A 19,071-nucleotide genomic window follows, 5' to 3' on the forward strand; every position below is an offset into this window, starting at 1 on the left:
TCAATAAAAAACGCGCCCGCAGGCGCGTTGCTGAAAAGCGATAAATTACCCGGCAGGGGTGAAATCTTTAACACTGCTGGTGGCGCGCCGTGCTTCAGGCTTGTGCTGTGCTTTATTTAGCTGGCGCTCCAGCTTGGCGATCAGGTCATTGATGGCCGTATACATATCATCGTGTTTCGCGCTGGCGACCAGCGTGCCGTTTGGCGTATTTATGGTGGCATCGGCCACAAATTCTTTCGGCTCTTTCGATAACACAATGTGCGGATTTATCAGGTGGGTTTGCCATTTTTCCAGCTTGGCGAGACGGTCTTCGACATGGTTGCGGATTGCCGCAGTGATTTCCATTTGTTTGCTGGTAATGTTCAGAATCATAGTTAAACCTCTCTGTCATTTCCGTCTGGGTAGGACCAGCATACCGCGCAAATCAGGAAAATATGTGATCTGTATCACATTGGAATGTCACTTTTTGTCAATGCCAGCGAATTGTGAGAAAGGCCGGGAAAAGGGCGAAAAAAGCTTGATGCACAGCGGGGATAGGGGCAAGATTGATGAGTTAACCGTAGCGGAAAAACCCGTTACAAACGGTTTTCTGACCAAAAAAAAAGCAGCCACAGCGGCTGCTTTTTTAATGGCACGAAAATCAGGACGCGCTGTTCGCCGCAATGATTTTCGCGACTTTGTCGGCTTCCGTCGTCAGCTGCAGCTGGCGATAGGCATTTTCCATCAACGGCAGCGCGTCACGCGTGGCCTGGGTGTCCGGATAATCGCGCATCATACCTTCAACCCGATTAACAACGGCGACATAGGCACCGCGCTTGGTATAGAATTGCGCCACGGAGAGCTCATACTTCGCCAGGCGATCTTTCAGGAACGTCAGACGTTTCTGCGCATCTGCCGCGTACTGGCTGTTCGGATAGCCGCGCAGTAGCTGAGAGAAGTCACGGAATGCATCACGCGCATGGGTAGGATCGCGGTCGGAACGATCGATCCCGAAGAAGCCCTGCAGCGCGGAATCATCCAGTGCCATGTCCGTCAGGCCCTTCATATAGATCACGTAATCAATGTTAGGGTGCGTCGGGTTCAGGCGCATAAAGCGGGAAATGGCGGCTTGCGCCAGTGGCAGATCGGCATTTTTGTAGTACGCGTAGATCAAATCCAGCTGCACTTGCTGCGAGTAAGGACCAAACGGATAACGGTTATCCAGCGCTTCCAGTTGCTTAATCGCCGCTTTAAAGTTACCGTCCTGCAGCTTTTGCTGCGCTGTGGCGTAAATTTCAGACGGCGGGCTGTCCGGGACCGGGTCCGATGAGCCGGAACAGCCCACCAGTGCCAGGCTCAGGCTCAGTGTGGCAGCAGCCACCAGATGTTTCATACGCGTCATGACGAAATGATTATCCTCAAAGTGTTATGGCGGAAGCTGTCCGTATAGCTCCCGGTAATGACCAGTACGATAGCACATTATATTAAACGGCATCGCCGTGAAAACCCAACGTTAACGAAGAAGCTGTATATGGCACAACAAGTTCAACTCACCGCAACGGTGTCCGAAGCACAGCTTGGACAACGCTTAGATCAGACTTTGGCGGAATTGTTCCCTGATTATTCACGTTCCCGCATAAAAGAGTGGATCCTTGAGCGTCGGGTCAGCGTCAACGGCACCATCATCGATAAACCGAAAGAGAAAGTACTCGGCGGTGAGCGGGTGGCGATTGATGCCGAGATCGAAGAGGAGCAGCGCTGGGAAGCGCAAAATATTCCGCTGGATATTGTTTATGAAGATGACCACATCCTGGTGATCAACAAACCGCGCGACTTAGTGGTCCACCCTGGCGCCGGTAATCCGGACGGCACGGTACTGAATGCGCTGCTTTATCACTATCCGGCGATTGCCGACGTGCCGCGCGCCGGCATCGTGCACCGTCTGGATAAAGACACCACCGGACTAATGGTGGTGGCCAAAACGGTACCAGCGCAGACGCATCTGGTTGAAACGCTGCAGCTGCGTGAAATCACCCGTGAATATGAAGCGGTGGCGATTGGCACCATGACCGCCGGCGGTACGGTGAATGAGCCGATGGCGCGTCACTCTACCAAGCGTACCCACATGGCGGTGCATCCGATGGGTAAACCGGCCACCACGCACTATCGCATCATGGAGCATTTCCGCGCCCATACGCGCTTACGCCTGCGCCTGGAAACCGGCCGTACTCACCAGATTCGCGTGCACATGGCGCACATTAATCATCCGCTGGTGGGCGATCCGCTGTACGGTGGTCGTCCGCGTCCGCCAAAGGGCGCTTCTGAGGCTTTTATCAGTACGCTGCGCGGTTTTGACCGCCAGGCGCTGCACGCCACTATGCTGCGTCTTTATCATCCGATCACCGGGATTGAGATGGAGTGGCACGCGCCATTGCCGCAGGACATGGTTGATCTGATTGAGGCACTGAAAGCCGATACCGACGAGTTCCGCGATCAGCTGGACTGGCTATGAGTGACTGGATCGTGCCGCAGTGGCCAGCGCCGGCGCGCGTGCAGGCTTATTCGACCACGCGGCACGGCGGCGTTAGCACTGCGCCATGGGATTCCCTCAACCTTGGCGCGCACGTCGGGGACGAGGCGGATTGCGTGATGCACAATCGTCAGCGCGTGGTCGAGCAACTGGCGCTACCGGCGATGCCGCAGTGGCTGGAGCAGGTACACGGCCAGACGGTGGCGCGTCTGCCGGCGGCTGCGTCCCTGCCGCGAGCCGATGCGGCGATAACGCGGGAAAGCGGCGTGGTGTGTGCAGTGATGACCGCCGACTGTCTGCCGGTGCTGTTTTGCAGCCATGATGGCAGCGAAGTTGCCGCGGCACATGCCGGCTGGCGCGGGTTGTGTCATGGGGTGCTGGAGCAGACGCTGGCACAGTTTCACTGCCCGGCGAGCGAGATTCATGCCTGGCTCGGTCCGGCGATTGGTCCGCAGGCATTTGAAGTGGGGGCCGAGGTGCGCAGTGCGTTCCTGGCGCAGGATGCCGCTGCCGATGCGGCTTTTCGCCCGGCCGGCGAGAAATATTTTGCCGATATCTGGCTGCTGGCAACCCAGCGTCTGCAGGCCGCTGGCGTGCGATCTGTCACGGCTGATGCGCGCTGCACCTATCAGGAAAGCGCCGATTTTTTCTCCTTCCGACGCGACGGAATCACCGGGCGTATGGCAACTTTGATTTGGCTGAGATAACCTTACGCCGCAAGACGATCCAGTAAGCGTATTTTTTGCTCACAACTCAGGTCATTAACCTTGAAAATTTGAGGGATGACCTCATTTAATCTCCAGTAGCATTTTGACCTGTAATGGGAGGAATCATGCGTCTGGATCGTCTTACCAATAAATTCCAGTTGGCCCTGGCCGATGCACAGTCCCTTGCTCTGGGACACGATAATCAATTCATCGAACCCCTGCACCTGATGAGCGCGCTGCTCAACCAGGAGGGTGGATCGGTACGTCCGCTGCTCAGTGCGGCGGGGGCGGATGTCGCTAGCCTGCGTACCAGCATCGAACAAGCCATCAATCGTTTGCCACAGGTCGAAGGGACCGACGGCGACGTTCAGCCATCAGCGGATTTGGTCCGGGTACTGAATCTGTGCGACAAGCTGGCGCAAAAGCGCGGCGACAACTTTATTTCATCTGAATTATTTGTTCTGGCGGCCCTCGAATCGCGCGGCTCGCTGGCGGACTTACTGAAGTCTGCCGGTGCCACGGCAGACAAACTCGCTAAGGCCATCGAGCAACTGCGGGGAGGGGAAAACGTGAACGATCAGGGGGCTGAAGATCAGCGCCAGGCTTTGAAAAAATACACCATCGATCTGACGGAGCGCGCTGAGCTCGGCAAGTTAGATCCGGTTATCGGGCGTGACGAAGAGATTCGCCGCACCATTCAGGTATTGCAGCGCCGTACCAAAAACAACCCGGTGCTTATCGGTGAACCGGGCGTCGGTAAAACCGCCATCGTTGAAGGGCTGGCGCAGCGCATCATTAACGGCGAAGTGCCGGAAGGGCTGAAAGGCCGGCGCGTACTGGCGCTGGATATGGGCGCGCTGGTGGCCGGCGCGAAATATCGCGGCGAGTTTGAAGAGCGCCTGAAAGGCGTACTGAACGACCTCGCCAAGCAGGAAGGCAACGTCATTCTGTTTATCGATGAGCTGCATACCATGGTCGGCGCAGGTAAAGCCGACGGCGCGATGGATGCCGGCAACATGCTGAAGCCGGCGCTGGCACGCGGTGAACTGCACTGCGTGGGTGCCACCACGCTGGATGAATATCGCCAGTACATTGAGAAAGATGCCGCGCTGGAGCGCCGTTTCCAGAAAGTGTTCGTCGCCGAACCGAGCGTGGAAGACACCATCGCCATTCTGCGTGGCCTGAAAGAGCGTTATGAGCTGCATCACCATGTGCAAATTACCGATCCGGCGATTGTCGCTGCGGCAACGTTGTCGCACCGCTATATTGCCGATCGCCAGTTGCCGGACAAAGCCATCGACCTGATTGATGAGGCGGCGTCGAGTATTCGTTTGCAGATTGACTCCAAGCCGGAACCGCTCGATCGTCTCGAACGGCGCATCATCCAGCTCAAACTGGAGCAGCAGGCGCTGAAGAAAGAATCGGATGACGCCAGCGTTAAGCGTCTGGAGATGCTGGAAAGCGAGCTGGATCAGAAAGAGCGCGAATATGCTGAGCTCGAAGAAGAGTGGAAAGCGGAAAAAGCCTCGCTGACCGGCACGCAAAACATCAAAGCCGAGCTGGAGCAGGCGCGTCTGGCTATGGAGCAGGCTCGGCGTGTGGGTGACCTTGGCCAGATGTCGGAACTGCAGTACGGCAAAATTCCGGAGCTGGAAAAACAGCTGGCAAGCGCCACGCAGGCTGAAGGTAAAACCATGAAGCTGTTACGCAACCGCGTAACGGATGTCGAGATCGCCGATGTGCTGGCGCGCTGGACCGGTATTCCGGTGGCCCGCATGATGGAAGGCGAGCGCGATAAACTGTTGCGGATGGAGCAGGAGCTGCATGCCCGGGTTATCGGCCAGGACGAAGCGGTTGAAGCAGTATCGAACGCCATTCGCCGTAGCCGCGCCGGTTTGTCTGACCCGAACCGGCCAATCGGATCGTTCCTGTTCCTTGGACCGACCGGTGTCGGTAAAACCGAGCTGTGTAAGGCGCTGGCTAATTTCCTGTTCGATAGCGACGACGCGATGGTGCGTATCGATATGTCGGAATTCATGGAGAAACATTCGGTGTCGCGTCTGGTCGGGGCACCTCCTGGCTACGTCGGTTATGAAGAGGGCGGTTACCTGACAGAGGCGGTGCGTCGTCGCCCTTACTCGGTGATTTTGCTGGATGAGGTGGAAAAAGCGCATCCGGATGTGTTCAACATTCTGCTGCAGGTGCTGGACGATGGGCGTCTGACCGATGGTCAGGGGCGCACCGTGGACTTCCGCAATACCGTGGTGATCATGACATCTAACCTCGGTTCGGATCTGATTCAGGAACGTTTCGGCGCGCTTGATTACGCGGAAATGAAAGATGTGGTGATGACGGTCGTCGGACACCATTTCCGTCCGGAGTTTATCAACCGTATTGATGAGGTGGTGGTATTCCATCCGCTGGGTGAAAAACATATTGCCTCGATTGCGCAGATTCAGCTGCAGCGGCTGTATCAGCGTCTGGAAGAGCGCGGTTATCAGCTGCACATTTCCGACGCGGCGCTGAAACTGCTGGGCGAAAATGGTTACGATCCGGTTTATGGCGCGCGGCCATTGAAACGGGCTATTCAGCAGCAGATTGAAAACCCGCTGGCGCAGAAGATTTTGTCTGGCGCGCTGGTTCCGGGAAAAACCATCGAAATGGATGTGCAGGACGATGCCATCGTCGCACATCAATAACGCAAGGTGACAAAAACGGGCCTCAGGGCCCGTTTTTTTATGCTGTTTCGCAAGAATCAGCTGGTTTTTGCAACGTGTTGCCTGGAAAGTGAGCGGTCGCGCAAAAACTGCAAATTAGCGCTTGTCAGGCGAAACGAAGTCCCTATAATGCGCCACCACTGAGACGGCAAAGCGGCAACGCAGACGGCTCAGCAGGGCGTGAAGCGATTCACCCCGCCGGAGAAAAACGCTGAAAAAAGTGTTTGACTCTGAAGGAGGAAAGCGTAATATACGCCACCTCGCGACAGCAGGCCGAACGCCGCGTCGCACCGCTCTTTAACAATTTATCAGACAATCTGTGTGGGCACTCGCAGGATTGATATCAGCGTCTCCGGACGTAAAAAATATCAAGTCTTTGCTGAGTGAACACGTAATTCATTACGAAGTTTAATTCACAGAGCATCGCTGCACTGGTTGCAGCAAATCAAACTTTAAATTGAAGAGTTTGATCATGGCTCAGATTGAACGCTGGCGGCAGGCCTAACACATGCAAGTCGAACGGCAGCACAGAAGAGCTTGCTCTTTGGGTGGCGAGTGGCGGACGGGTGAGTAATGTCTGGGAAACTGCCCGATGGAGGGGGATAACTACTGGAAACGGTAGCTAATACCGCATAACGTCGCGAGACCAAAGTGGGGGACCTTCGGGCCTCACACCATCGGATGTGCCCAGATGGGATTAGCTAGTAGGTGGGGTAATGGCTCACCTAGGCGACGATCCCTAGCTGGTCTGAGAGGATGACCAGCCACACTGGAACTGAGACACGGTCCAGACTCCTACGGGAGGCAGCAGTGGGGAATATTGCACAATGGGCGCAAGCCTGATGCAGCCATGCCGCGTGTATGAAGAAGGCCTTCGGGTTGTAAAGTACTTTCAGCGGGGAGGAAGGCGGTGAGGTTAATAACCTTGCCGATTGACGTTACCCGCAGAAGAAGCACCGGCTAACTCCGTGCCAGCAGCCGCGGTAATACGGAGGGTGCAAGCGTTAATCGGAATTACTGGGCGTAAAGCGCACGCAGGCGGTCTGTTAAGTCAGATGTGAAATCCCCGGGCTTAACCTGGGAACTGCATTTGAAACTGGCAGGCTTGAGTCTCGTAGAGGGGGGTAGAATTCCAGGTGTAGCGGTGAAATGCGTAGAGATCTGGAGGAATACCGGTGGCGAAGGCGGCCCCCTGGACGAAGACTGACGCTCAGGTGCGAAAGCGTGGGGAGCAAACAGGATTAGATACCCTGGTAGTCCACGCCGTAAACGATGTCGACTTGGAGGTTGTGCCCTTGAGGCGTGGCTTCCGGAGCTAACGCGTTAAGTCGACCGCCTGGGGAGTACGGCCGCAAGGTTAAAACTCAAATGAATTGACGGGGGCCCGCACAAGCGGTGGAGCATGTGGTTTAATTCGATGCAACGCGAAGAACCTTACCTGGCCTTGACATCCAGAGAACTTAGCAGAGATGCTTTGGTGCCTTCGGGAACTCTGAGACAGGTGCTGCATGGCTGTCGTCAGCTCGTGTTGTGAAATGTTGGGTTAAGTCCCGCAACGAGCGCAACCCTTATCCTTTGTTGCCAGCGGCTCGGCCGGGAACTCAAAGGAGACTGCCGGTGATAAACCGGAGGAAGGTGGGGATGACGTCAAGTCATCATGGCCCTTACGGCCAGGGCTACACACGTGCTACAATGGCGCATACAAAGAGAAGCGACCTCGCGAGAGCAAGCGGACCTCATAAAGTGCGTCGTAGTCCGGATTGGAGTCTGCAACTCGACTCCATGAAGTCGGAATCGCTAGTAATCGTAGATCAGAATGCTACGGTGAATACGTTCCCGGGCCTTGTACACACCGCCCGTCACACCATGGGAGTGGGTTGCAAAAGAAGTAGGTAGCTTAACCTTCGGGAGGGCGCTTACCACTTTGTGATTCATGACTGGGGTGAAGTCGTAACAAGGTAACCGTAGGGGAACCTGCGGTTGGATCACCTCCTTACCTGAAGATACCTTCCCGCGAAGTGCTCACACAGATTGTCTGATGAACTTTAGAGAAGAGCGTAAAACGCCTGCAGGCTTGTAGCTCAGGTGGTTAGAGCGCACCCCTGATAAGGGTGAGGTCGGTGGTTCAAGTCCACTCAGGCCTACCAAATCATTTCTCATGCTGCGTTACAGCGCCGCTCGCATAGAAGACTATGCGTCGCGACACTGCGCCTTGCCTGAAAAATGATTCTCCTTGGTACTCATGCGTTTTACAACACTCATCGGGGCTATAGCTCAGCTGGGAGAGCGCCTGCCTTGCACGCAGGAGGTCAGCGGTTCGATCCCGCTTAGCTCCACCATCAACGAACCCGCGTTGATACAACTTCAGAATGCATTTACTGAATGCATTGCGAAGTTATTGCTCTTTAACAATCCGGAACAAGCTGAAAATTGAAACGACACGTCGTGTTCATTCTCCGTAATAAGAATGAAATTTACGATGTGTTCGGGTCTCTCAAATGCTTGCAGTCCGCAGCGTTGCAAAACGCCTGTGGGTTGTGAGGTTAAGCGACTAAGCGTACACGGTGGATGCCCTGGCAGTCAGAGGCGATGAAGGACGTGCTAATCTGCGAAAAGCGACGGTAAGGTGATATGAACCGCTACAGCCGTCGATGTCCGAATGGGGAAACCCAGTGCACTTGTGCATTATCGTTAACTGAATACATAGGTTAACGAGGCGAACCGGGGGAACTGAAACATCTAAGTACCCCGAGGAAAAGAAATCAACCGAGATTCCCCCAGTAGCGGCGAGCGAACGGGGAGCAGCCCAGGACCTGAATCAGCTTGTGCATCAGTGGAAGCGTCTGGAAAGTCGCGCGATACCGGGTGACAGCCCCGTACACGAAGATGCATGAGTTGTGAGTCCGACGAGTAGGGCGGGACACGTGGTATCCTGTCTGAATATGGGGGGACCATCCTCCAAGGCTAAATACTCCTGACTGACCGATAGTGAACCAGTACCGTGAGGGAAAGGCGAAAAGAACCCCAGCGAGGGGAGTGAAACAGAACCTGAAACCGTGTACGTACAAGCAGTGGGAGCCTACTTGTTAGGTGACTGCGTACCTTTTGTATAATGGGTCAGCGACTTATATTCTGTAGCAAGGTTAACCGCATAGGGGAGCCGAAGGGAAACCGAGTCTTAATTGGGCGTTAAGTTGCAGGGTATAGACCCGAAACCCGGTGATCTAGCCATGGGCAGGTTGAAGGTTGGGTAACACTAACTGGAGGACCGAACCGACTAATGTTGAAAAATTAGCGGATGACTTGTGGCTGGGGGTGAAAGGCCAATCAAACCGGGAGATAGCTGGTTCTCCCCGAAAGCTATTTAGGTAGCGCCTCGTGAACTCATCTCCGGGGGTAGAGCACTGTTTCGGCTAGGGGGCCATCCCGGCTTACCAACCCGATGCAAACTGCGAATACCGGAGAATGTTATCACGGGAGACACACGGCGGGTGCTAACGTCCGTCGTGAAGAGGGAAACAACCCAGACCGCCAGCTAAGGTCCCAAAGTCATGGTTAAGTGGGAAACGATGTGGGAAGGCACAGACAGCCAGGATGTTGGCTTAGAAGCAGCCATCATTTAAAGAAAGCGTAATAGCTCACTGGTCGAGTCGGCCTGCGCGGAAGATGTAACGGGGCTAAACCATGCACCGAAGCTGCGGCAGCGACACTATGTGTTGTTGGGTAGGGGAGCGTTCTGTAAGCCGCTGAAGGTGTGCTGTGAGGCACGCTGGAGGTATCAGAAGTGCGAATGCTGACATAAGTAACGATAAAGCGGGTGAAAAGCCCGCTCGCCGGAAGACCAAGGGTTCCTGTCCAACGTTAATCGGGGCAGGGTGAGTCGACCCCTAAGGCGAGGCTGAAAAGCGTAGTCGATGGGAAACAGGTTAATATTCCTGTACTTGGTGTTACTGCGAAGGGGGGACGGAGAAGGCTAGGTTATCCGGGCGACGGTTGTCCCGGTTTAAGCGTGCAGGTGTGAAGACCAGGCAAATCCGGTCTTCTTTAACACTGAGGCGTGACGACGAGCCGCCACGGCGGTGAAGTAACTGATGCCCTGCTTCCAGGAAAAGCCTCTAAGCTCCAGGTAACACGAAATCGTACCCCAAACCGACACAGGTGGTCAGGTAGAGAATACCAAGGCGCTTGAGAGAACTCGGGTGAAGGAACTAGGCAAAATGGTGCCGTAACTTCGGGAGAAGGCACGCTGGCGCGTAGGTGAAGGGACTTGCTCCCGGAGCCGAGGCCAGTCGAAGATACCAGCTGGCTGCAACTGTTTATTAAAAACACAGCACTGTGCAAACACGAAAGTGGACGTATACGGTGTGACGCCTGCCCGGTGCCGGAAGGTTAATTGATGGGGTTATCCGCAAGGAGAAGCTCTTGATCGAAGCCCCGGTAAACGGCGGCCGTAACTATAACGGTCCTAAGGTAGCGAAATTCCTTGTCGGGTAAGTTCCGACCTGCACGAATGGCGTAATGATGGCCAGGCTGTCTCCACCCGAGACTCAGTGAAATTGAAATCGCTGTGAAGATGCAGTGTACCCGCGGCAAGACGGAAAGACCCCGTGAACCTTTACTATAGCTTGACACTGAACATTGAGCCTTGATGTGTAGGATAGGTGGGAGGCTTTGAAGCGCGGACGCCAGTCTGCGTGGAGCCAACCTTGAAATACCACCCTTTAATGTTTGATGTTCTAACGTAGGCCCGTTACCCGGGCTGCGGACAGTGTCTGGTGGGTAGTTTGACTGGGGCGGTCTCCTCCCAAAGCGTAACGGAGGAGCACGAAGGTTGGCTAATCCTGGTCGGACATCAGGAGGTTAGTGCAATGGCATAAGCCAGCTTGACTGCGAGAGTGACGGCTCGAGCAGGTGCGAAAGCAGGTCATAGTGATCCGGTGGTTCTGAATGGAAGGGCCATCGCTCAACGGATAAAAGGTACTCCGGGGATAACAGGCTGATACCGCCCAAGAGTTCATATCGACGGCGGTGTTTGGCACCTCGATGTCGGCTCATCACATCCTGGGGCTGAAGTAGGTCCCAAGGGTACGGCTGTTCGCCGTTTAAAGTGGTACGCGAGCTGGGTTTAGAACGTCGTGAGACAGTTCGGTCCCTATCTGCCGTGGGCGCTGGAGAATTGAGGGGGGTTGCTCCTAGTACGAGAGGACCGGAGTGAACGCACCGCTGGTGTTCGGGTTGTCATGCCAATGGCACTGCCCGGTAGCTAAGTGCGGAAGAGATAAGTGCTGAAAGCATCTAAGCACGAAACTTGCCCCGAGATGAGTTCTCCCTGACCCTTTAAGGGTCCTGAAGGGACGTTGAAGACGACGACGTTGATAGGCCGGGTGTGTAAGCGCAGCGATGCGTTGAGCTAACCGGTACTAATGACCCGTGAGGCTTAACCTTACAACGCCAGAGGCGTTTTGGTCTGAGAGACCGAAAGAATTTTCAGCTTGTGACGGAAAAATTAGCGGAAACGAAAGATTTTGCGCTGAGGCAAGGCGGCAGGGCGAAGGAAAGGAAGGAGCATACACGAGTATGTGACTGACTTTACGAGGGCGGCCAACGCGGCATCAGTGAAAAAGATTCGTTTCGCGCACCAGAATTTGCCTGGCGGCAACAGCGCGGTGGTCCCACCTGACCCCATGCCGAACTCAGAAGTGAAACGCCGTAGCGCCGATGGTAGTGTGGGGCCTCCCCATGCGAGAGTAGGGAACTGCCAGGCATCAAACCCGTAAAGAAGCCCCGGACGAGAGTCCGGGGCTTCTTTACGTCTGGCGATCGCCAAATCCACTTAATCCTCTGCAAAATCTCTCCTTAAAACTCCAGCTCTGTCACATTTTGTCATCCTGAACGGGCACCAATCCCCCCGCGCCGTCCTCAGATGCTTTACTCATTGCTTTAGCGATGTTCTTCGCAAGGAAATGAGGTAAAAGATGACAGACTTACAACAAAAATCGGCCCAGCCGGAAGCGGCAGCCGTCAGTAAACAACGCATCTGGGCCATTGTCGGCGCGTCGTCCGGCAATCTGGTCGAATGGTTTGATTTCTACGTCTACTCGTTCTTCTCGCTCTATTTTGCTCATGTATTTTTCCCGGCCGGCGACACCACTACCCAGCTGCTGCAAACGGCCGGCGTGTTTGCGGCGGGCTTCTTAATGCGCCCCATCGGTGGCTGGCTATTCGGCTACATCGCGGACCGTCACGGCCGAAAAAGTTCGATGCTGATCTCGGTATGCATGATGTGTTTTGGTTCGCTGGTCATCGCCTGTTTACCCGGCTATGGCGAAATCGGCATTGCGGCACCGGTGATTTTGTTGCTGGCGCGCATGTTTCAGGGCTTATCGGTGGGCGGTGAATATGGTACCAGTGCTACCTACATGAGTGAGGTGGCACTGGAAGGGCGCAAAGGCTTCTACGCGTCGTTCCAGTACGTCACACTGATTGGCGGTCAGCTGTTAGCCGTGCTGACGGTCGTGGTACTGCAACAAATTCTCAGTGATGAAGCGCTGCGCAGCTGGGGCTGGCGAATTCCGTTCTTTCTTGGCGCGGTTCTGGCCGTGGTCGCTCTGTGGTTGCGTCGCTCACTGAATGAAACCTCCGAGAAAAAGCACCGGGAACATCGCGATGCCGGTAGCATCCTTGGCCTGCTGCGTAACCATTCGCGCGCCTTCCTGATGGTGCTTGGCTTTACCGCCGGCGGATCGCTGAGCTTCTATACCTTCACAACCTACATGCAGAAATATCTGGTGAACACGGCGGGTATGGATGCGCGCAGCGCCAGTGCGTTGATGACCGGCGCGTTACTGGTATTCATGCTGATTCAGCCAATTGTGGGCGCGCTGTCAGATAAGATTGGCCGGCGGGCATCAATGATGATCTTCGGCGCTGGCGCGGCTATCTGTACCGTGCCGATTTTGATGTTGCTGCAGAATGTGCAAAGTAGCGGGCTGGCGTTCGTGCTGGTGATGCTGGCGCTGATTATTACCAGTTTCTACACCGCGATCAGCGGCATTCTTAAAGCGGAGATGTTCCCGCCGGAAGTGCGGGCGCTCGGCGTGGGGCTTTCCTATGCGGTAGCTAACGCTATCTTTGGCGGTTCGGCCGAGTACGTGGCGCTGTTACTGAAGAAGCACGGCATCGAAACCACTTTCTTCTGGTATGTCTCGGCAATGGGCGCGCTGGCATTTCTGGTATCGCTGATGCTGCACCGTAAAGGGAAGGGGATTGCGCTGTGATTACTGGCTCAGGTTCCACAGCGCAATGCCGCTGGCCGCACCGGCGACATCCCAGCTGAGATCTTTCCAGCTCCAGCCGCTCCCGGCAGGGCGGCTGTCCCAGGCTTCTTTAGCTACGCCGAAGCTCAGCGAAAAGAGCATGCCGAAGCGCAGATTTTGCCCGCGCCCCTGATGTTGATGCTGAGAGATCTCACTGCCGGCGGCAGCCAGAGCGGCAGAGGAGAAAAAGTGTTGTGCTTTATCCTGGCCGGTCCAGCTGTCCTGCGCCACATGCGCACATCCGCTACACAGTAATACCGCACAGAGGATGAGCGCACGCATCGGCTACAGCAGACGGCTAATAAGGCGGTCGATACGGATGCGACGCAGACGGCGAATCAGCTTACGCACCTTTGCCGGATAATCAGAGATGCTCTCCAGCTCGCGGAAATGTTTCACCACCGTGGTGTGCTGACGGATCAGCGCCAGTTCCTTATCGCGCTGCTCTGCCAGCTGGTTGAGCGGATCGTGAATCAGCACCGCATTTTCCAGATCGAGTCGCCAGGCGCGCGGATTGAGGTTATTACCGGTGATCATCATCCACTCGTCATCAACCCAGATGCCTTTCAGGTGATAGCTGTTGTCGCCATCTTTCCACAAACGTACCGTCAGCTGGCCGTTATTGACGTAATACTGCAACCGGCTGAGGAAGCGACGCAGGTTGATTTCATACAGATAGGGCAGCGCACCGATAATCTTGAACGGCTCGTGTGGCGGAATGTAGAAATCGTTGGCGGTTTTATCGCCAACGATGATCTCGACCTCTTTGCCCTGACGCAGCAGCTGGATCAGATTGCGCACCAGAATGGCCGGCAGGTTAAAGTACGGCGTGCACAGCGTGAGCTTACGCTCGGCGCAGGGCATTAAATGGAAGATGGTTTTGTTCAGCAGGCTACGTTTACCCAGCCCGACCAGCGGCGTGACGGCCAGTGATTCGTTGCCGGCATCACCGGTAAACTGATAGTTGAAGCTGCGCAGCTCCTGACGAAACTGGCGGGTTTCATTCTTGATTTCCGGGCTGGAGGGACGTTCGGCCTGGTCGAGACGGTTAACGGCCTCAGAATGTTTGAGATTCTCACCAATCCACTGAAACATGGTGTCCGCCAGCTGCGGATTACGGATCAGCTGATAACGGTCATAACGGTATTTGTCATGCTGATGCAGATAAACATCGTTCAGGCTGGCACCGCTGTAGAGCAGGGTATCGTCAATGATAAAGCCTTTCAGATGCAGCACACCGAGCGCTTCACGGGTGTTCACCGGAATGCCATACACCGGAATCGCGATATCGGGATGCTGCGCCGCCATTTCGCAATACCAGTCGGCGTTGGTCAGGCCGCGCGCGGCACCGATACGGCCGCGCTGCGCACGATGCCAGTCCACCAGAATGCTGACATCCAGTTCCGGGCGCGCCTGACGCGCTGCATACAGCGCCTGCATAATGCTGCGTCCGCCGTCATCATTTTCCAGATACAGCGCGGCGATGCAGATGCGTTTTTCTGCCGTAGCGATTTTCGTCAGCAGGGTTTCACGAAACTCGGCGGGCGAGTAAAGCGTGGTCACATCCGACACGGACTGTGACAGTTTAGGCAGCTGTGCGAGGTGTTGTTGGTGTTTATTGCGTTTGAATTTAGACAACATCACAGTGCACTTCTTCTCTGTTCATTGTATGGCCTTTTGCCATCAAATCATGATCCTAACGGTAAATAATAACATCAACCGGCCGGTTAAGGAGGATTTTTACCTTTCTCTACAGCCAGGTCGCCGGTGTCAGCCAGCGGTAAATTCAGGCTGACAATGCCATCATCCAGTTGAATATTCACACGAAAATTGAGTTTTCGCGCTAAGGTAATCATGCCGGTATTGTGCGGCATGGTGATACCGTTCAATTGTTGCAGGCCGTGATCGCGCGTATAGCGGATCATCTTTTCCAGCAGCCGCCGGCCCATGCCCAGACCCTTCAGGTCAGAACGCACCAATACCGAAAATTCTGCGTCGATATTGTCAGCATCGGAGATCGCGCGCGTCACGCCGATGATCTCATTAGCACCGTTATGCTGGCGTACTGCGACAATCGCCATCTCCCGGTCGTAATCGATCTGCGTCATGTTCGCCAAATCGTCGTGGGTAAACTCATTGATCTCACTGAAGTAGCGATAGTAAAGGTCTTCTTTGGTGACCTGGGCGATGAAGGCACGTAGCTGCGGTTCATCCTCCGGCAGAATCGGGCGAAACAGGCAGCGCTGGCCATCTTTAAGCTGCACCTGCTCTTCCAGATGGTGCGGATAGGGACGAATTGCCAGCCGCGCCTCACTGTCGCCATGAAACGGAGCCAGCTGCAGCGTCACGTCCAGCAGGGTAAAGGTATTGGCGGATGCCAGCAGCGGGTGAATATCCAGCCGCTGAATCTCCGGACAGTCGACCACCAGGTTTGATACCTGCACCAGCAGCTGACTCAGACCGGTGATGTCCAGCGGTCGCAGTGCACTGCGGCTGCGCACTTTGCCGCTCTTCAGTGCCTGAATCACCAGATAGCGCGCCAGCGTCATATTCAGCGGCGGCAACGCCACGGCGGCCTGCTTGTCCGGCTGCCATTCCACACCGCCTTCGCCCAGCATGATGATTGGGCCAAACAGCGGGTCATGCTCAACCACCACCCGCAACTCCTGTGCACCGGCGCGGTTCGCCATACTTTGCACCAGCAGGCCGTCAATGCGCGCCTGCGGATGCGTTTCACGCACGCGATCGAAGATGGCGTCTGCTGCCTGTTCAACTTCTGCCGCGCTGCGCAGATAGAGCATCACGCCCTGTACATCCGACTTATGTGCAATATCCGGCGAGCGCAGCTTGAGCGCCACCGGATAACCAATCTGGTCGGCAATCTTAGCGGCAGACTGGCTGTCGCTGGCGATCCACGTTGGCAGCGTTGCCAGCCCGTAAGCCTGAAGTATGGGCTGCACCTCGTGCGTATCCAGCGTGGTAATGCCGCTATCCAGTGCCTGTTGCAGCAGCTGATGTGCCTCGGCGCTGTTTTGCGTCAGGCCCAGCGGCAGCGCTGGCGTTTCGCGTAGCTGTTTCTGGTTACGCCGATACTCAACCTGGTGCATGAATGCCGTCACCGTGCCTTCTGGCGTGCGCCAGGTCGGAATGCCGGCCTGGGTGAATGCGCGGCGGGCTTCCTGCGAAGAGTGTTCGCCGCACCAGTTGGTCAGCAGCGTCACCTGCTTACCCCGCGGATGCGCGGCCACCGCCGCAATAATCTGCGTGGCGGTTTCACTGGCCGGAGAGACGGCGCTGGGTGAATGAATAATCATCAGCGCATCCAGTTCATGGCTGTCGAGCAGCTGTGTTACGCAGGCCACGTACAGCGCGGGGGTTGCATGATCTTTCAAATCCAGCGGATTACCGCGCCCGATGCCCTCCGGCAGCAGGGCCGCCAGCGCCTGCAGCGTGGGCTCATCCAGCGTCGCCAGCTTGCCGTTACGCGCATAGAGTTCATCCAGCGCCAGGGCTGCCGGAGCGGCGCCGTTGCTGATAATCATCAGGCGCTCACCGCGCAGCGGGCGCATGTGGCTGAGCGACTCCACGGCGGAAAACAGCTCATGCGTGTCCTGCACGCGCAGCAGACCGGCGCGCTGAATGGCGGCATCCCAGGCAGCATCCAGTCCGCTGGCGGTGCCGATCATCGCCTGAGCCTGGTGGCTGCGACCGCTTTTGATCACCAGAATCGGTTTATTACGCGCTGCGCTACGCGAGGCAGAAACGAAGCGCCGGGCATCGCTCAGGTGTTCCAGGTAGAGCAAAATGGCGCTGGTTTTGCCATCGCGTGCAAGAAAATCCAGCAGGTCGTCGACGTCAATATCCAGGCTGTCGCCTAAGGCGATAAACCACGAAAAGCCCAGGTTGCGCTGTTGCGCCCAGTCGAGAATGGTGTTGGACACCGCCGCCGATTGCGAAATAAAGGCGATGCGTCCTTTCGCAATCGGTACCGGTGAGAAGCTGGCATTCAGCCCCTGCCAGGGGGCTAACAGGCCCAGACTGTTGGGGCCCAGCAGGCGCATCTGCCACTGGCTGGCACAGGCTTTCAGCGCCTCCAGCTGGCTGGCCGGCGCGGAGAGAATGATGCAGGCTTTACAGCCTTTTTCTCCCAGCTGCTGTAAAAGTTCCAGATTGCGTCTGGCGTGGGTGCAGATAATCGCCAGATCGGGGGCGAAGGGCAGGCTGGCCACATCCGGCCAGGCCAGCACGCCGCTGACCGCCTTGTATTTGGGCGTGACCGGCAACACCGGACCGCCAAAGCCGCCCGCCAGCAGGTTGCGCATCATCAGATAGCCAGCGCGGCCCGGTTTTATCGACGCACCCAGCACCGCAATTGATTTCGGTCGTAACAGCGCTTCCAGTCCACGTTGGCTCATCATTCGCTCCTGCTCTCGGGATTGGCATGATTGTAAACGCTTTTACGCCGGTTGCCGATTTGTCGATGTCAGGCTGCGAGCCAGCTTCAGAAATTATCTGCTTGCGCGTGTATTGGATGATGGGGTTTACCGGCCAGATAGGCCTGACGAAAGCGTTCAAAGTGCTGCTGCAACGCCTGCGCCGCCGGGGCGTCACCTGCCTGTTCCAGCAGCGCGGCGGCCACTTCGGCGGTGCAGTGCTGGCCCGGCGCGTGGGCTTCGCGCAGCGTGTAGCGCGACGGCGTCGCCACATTCAGTGACATCACCGGAAAGCTATCCAGCCACGGACTTTTGCGGAACATTTTGCGCGCTTCGGTCCAGGTGCCGTCGAGCATAATAAACAGTGGGGGCTTGCCGTCGGTGGGCGGCGTGGTCAGCACCTGGCGATCGGCATCGGCGTAGGCACCGGGAAACACCACCATCGGCTCATAATCCGCCGTCTGCACCGCCGCCAGCAGCGCGGCGTCGGGCTCGGTGCGCGACCAGCCAAAGGCCTGGGTTTCCGGCAGAATGTCGGCAATCAGCCGGCCGGTATTACTGGGTTTCATTGGTTCAGTATCAAACATCACCAGACAAAACCGACTGCGCGCCTGTTGCGGCTGCAGGGTCGCGCACAGACAGTTTTTATGCGGCAGCAGGCAGCGCTGACAGCGCAGCACGCGGTTGCCTCGGGCAAGAAACGGGCGCGTGGCACGCGCTAAACGCTGCGCGCGCAGGCGCAGGACGGCATTTTCAGACATAGCATCGCGGACAGGGAAAAACGCCAGTGTAATAGAAGGGCAAAAACAAGGCCAGCGCGTGGCTGGCCCTGGGGGATTAGAGTGACTCGTCGAGCCATTCGTTGAACGGCGCTTTCGGCATCGCACCGTTCAGCATGTCCACCATCTCACCGTTTTTGAACAGCATAATGGTTGGGATGCTACGGATGCGAAAACGCGTGCTGAGCGCAGGTTCCGCCTCAGTGTTCACTTTCACGAAGCGCACTTTGCCGCGCCGCTCGTCAGCGACGTCTTTAAACACCGGCGCAAAGTTCACGCACGGGCCGCACCATGGCGCCCAGAAGTCGACCACGACCGGCAGATCGTCCTGCAGGTATTTATCCAGCGTGGCCGCCGTGGCATTCACCACTTCACCGCTAAATAGCGCATCGCCGCAGCGACCGCATTTGGCTCCGTCGGCCAGACGTTCCTCGGGAACGCGGTTAGTTGCCTGACAGGAGGCACATACAGTATTCATCGTCACCTCAAACCGGACCTGTAAATCTTAGGATTGGTGAACATTATGAAAAGGTTGAATGCTATGCTCAATCTGGATTAAGCAATAGGTTCAATAGTTGATAGCTAAGCGCCGGCACATCAGGTAATCTTC

11 protein-coding genes, 2 tRNA genes and 3 rRNA genes are annotated in these 19,071 nt (G+C 56.2%); 9 read left to right on the forward strand and 7 right to left on the reverse strand.

All coding sequences use genetic code 11. From position 1 onward, the window contains the following. Positions 1-45: 45 nt before the first annotated feature. Both raiA and bamD read right to left on the reverse strand, forming a co-directional pair. Positions 46-372 (reverse strand): ribosome-associated translation inhibitor RaiA, encoded by a 327-nt coding sequence (gene raiA, locus K7H94_RS04550; RefSeq protein WP_021507319.1) that lies wholly within the window; start codon positions 370-372, stop codon positions 46-48. Between the two features lie 268 nt (positions 373-640). Then, positions 641-1,381, reverse strand: coding sequence for an outer membrane protein assembly factor BamD (gene bamD, locus K7H94_RS04555; RefSeq protein ID WP_058759616.1), 741 nt, complete (start codon positions 1,379-1,381; stop codon positions 641-643). A gap of 129 nt (positions 1,382-1,510) precedes the next feature. On the opposite strand from bamD, the gene rluD reads away from it, so the two are divergent. The 9 genes from rluD to K7H94_RS04600 all read left to right on the forward strand — a co-directional run bounded on the left by rluD (position 1,511) and on the right by K7H94_RS04600 (position 13,210). Beyond that, positions 1,511-2,491, forward strand: a complete 981-nt coding sequence (gene rluD / locus K7H94_RS04560; protein WP_021507316.1) for a 23S rRNA pseudouridine(1911/1915/1917) synthase RluD — start codon at positions 1,511-1,513, stop codon at positions 2,489-2,491. Next, entirely contained in the window at positions 2,488-3,216 is a 729-nt protein-coding gene (gene yfiH, locus K7H94_RS04565; RefSeq protein ID WP_222951717.1) for a purine nucleoside phosphorylase YfiH, read from the forward strand. Before rluD ends, yfiH begins: the two co-directional genes overlap by 4 nt. A 125-nt stretch (positions 3,217-3,341) precedes the next feature. Beyond that, positions 3,342-5,915, forward strand: coding sequence for an ATP-dependent chaperone ClpB (clpB, locus tag K7H94_RS04570; protein WP_088517859.1), 2,574 nt, complete (start codon positions 3,342-3,344; stop codon positions 5,913-5,915). A gap of 472 nt (positions 5,916-6,387) precedes the next feature. Next, positions 6,388-7,929, forward strand: a 16S ribosomal RNA gene (locus tag K7H94_RS04575). 74 nt (positions 7,930-8,003) lie between these two features. Next, positions 8,004-8,080, forward strand: a tRNA-Ile gene (locus tag K7H94_RS04580). A gap of 116 nt (positions 8,081-8,196) precedes the next feature. Beyond that, positions 8,197-8,272: transfer RNA gene (locus tag K7H94_RS04585), tRNA-Ala, on the forward strand. Positions 8,273-8,474: 202 nt separating this feature from the next. Beyond that, positions 8,475-11,378 (forward strand): 23S ribosomal RNA (locus K7H94_RS04590). A 203-nt stretch (positions 11,379-11,581) separates the two neighbouring features. After that, positions 11,582-11,697: ribosomal RNA gene (rrf, locus tag K7H94_RS04595) — 5S ribosomal RNA — on the forward strand. Together the 16S, 23S and 5S rRNA genes with 2 tRNA genes alongside form the textbook arrangement of a ribosomal RNA operon. Before the next feature lie 211 nt (positions 11,698-11,908). Beyond that, complete coding sequence (locus K7H94_RS04600; RefSeq protein WP_021506458.1) at positions 11,909-13,210, forward strand: MFS family transporter; 1,302 nt, start codon at positions 11,909-11,911, stop codon at positions 13,208-13,210. On the opposite strand, the gene K7H94_RS04605 is transcribed toward K7H94_RS04600, so the two are convergent. From K7H94_RS04605 to trxC, 5 genes are all read right to left on the reverse strand, one after another. Next, positions 13,211-13,531 carry a YfiM family lipoprotein gene (locus tag K7H94_RS04605; RefSeq protein WP_136547940.1) on the reverse strand — a complete coding sequence of 107 codons (321 nt, stop codon included), beginning with the start codon at positions 13,529-13,531 and terminating at the stop codon, positions 13,211-13,213. It lies immediately after the preceding gene. A 3-nt stretch (positions 13,532-13,534) separates the two neighbouring features. Then, the gene (gene pssA, locus K7H94_RS04610; RefSeq protein WP_176428114.1) at positions 13,535-14,893 is read right to left on the reverse strand and encodes a CDP-diacylglycerol--serine O-phosphatidyltransferase; all 1,359 of its coding nucleotides are present in this window, start codon (positions 14,891-14,893) and stop codon (positions 13,535-13,537) included. 83 nt (positions 14,894-14,976) lie between these two features. Next, the gene (locus tag K7H94_RS04620; RefSeq protein WP_222952022.1) at positions 14,977-17,664 is read right to left on the reverse strand and encodes a bifunctional acetate--CoA ligase family protein/GNAT family N-acetyltransferase; all 2,688 of its coding nucleotides are present in this window, start codon (positions 17,662-17,664) and stop codon (positions 14,977-14,979) included. Between the two features lie 86 nt (positions 17,665-17,750). Beyond that, the gene (locus tag K7H94_RS04625; protein ID WP_222951718.1) at positions 17,751-18,443 is read right to left on the reverse strand and encodes a tRNA-uridine aminocarboxypropyltransferase; all 693 of its coding nucleotides are present in this window, start codon (positions 18,441-18,443) and stop codon (positions 17,751-17,753) included. A gap of 76 nt (positions 18,444-18,519) precedes the next feature. Then, positions 18,520-18,939, reverse strand: a complete 420-nt coding sequence (gene trxC / locus K7H94_RS04630) for a thioredoxin TrxC (RefSeq protein WP_021313847.1) — start codon at positions 18,937-18,939, stop codon at positions 18,520-18,522. Positions 18,940-19,071 lie beyond the last annotated feature (132 nt).

The organism is Pantoea dispersa (assembly GCF_019890955.1).
Lineage (GTDB): Bacteria > Pseudomonadota > Gammaproteobacteria > Enterobacterales > Enterobacteriaceae > Pantoea > Pantoea dispersa.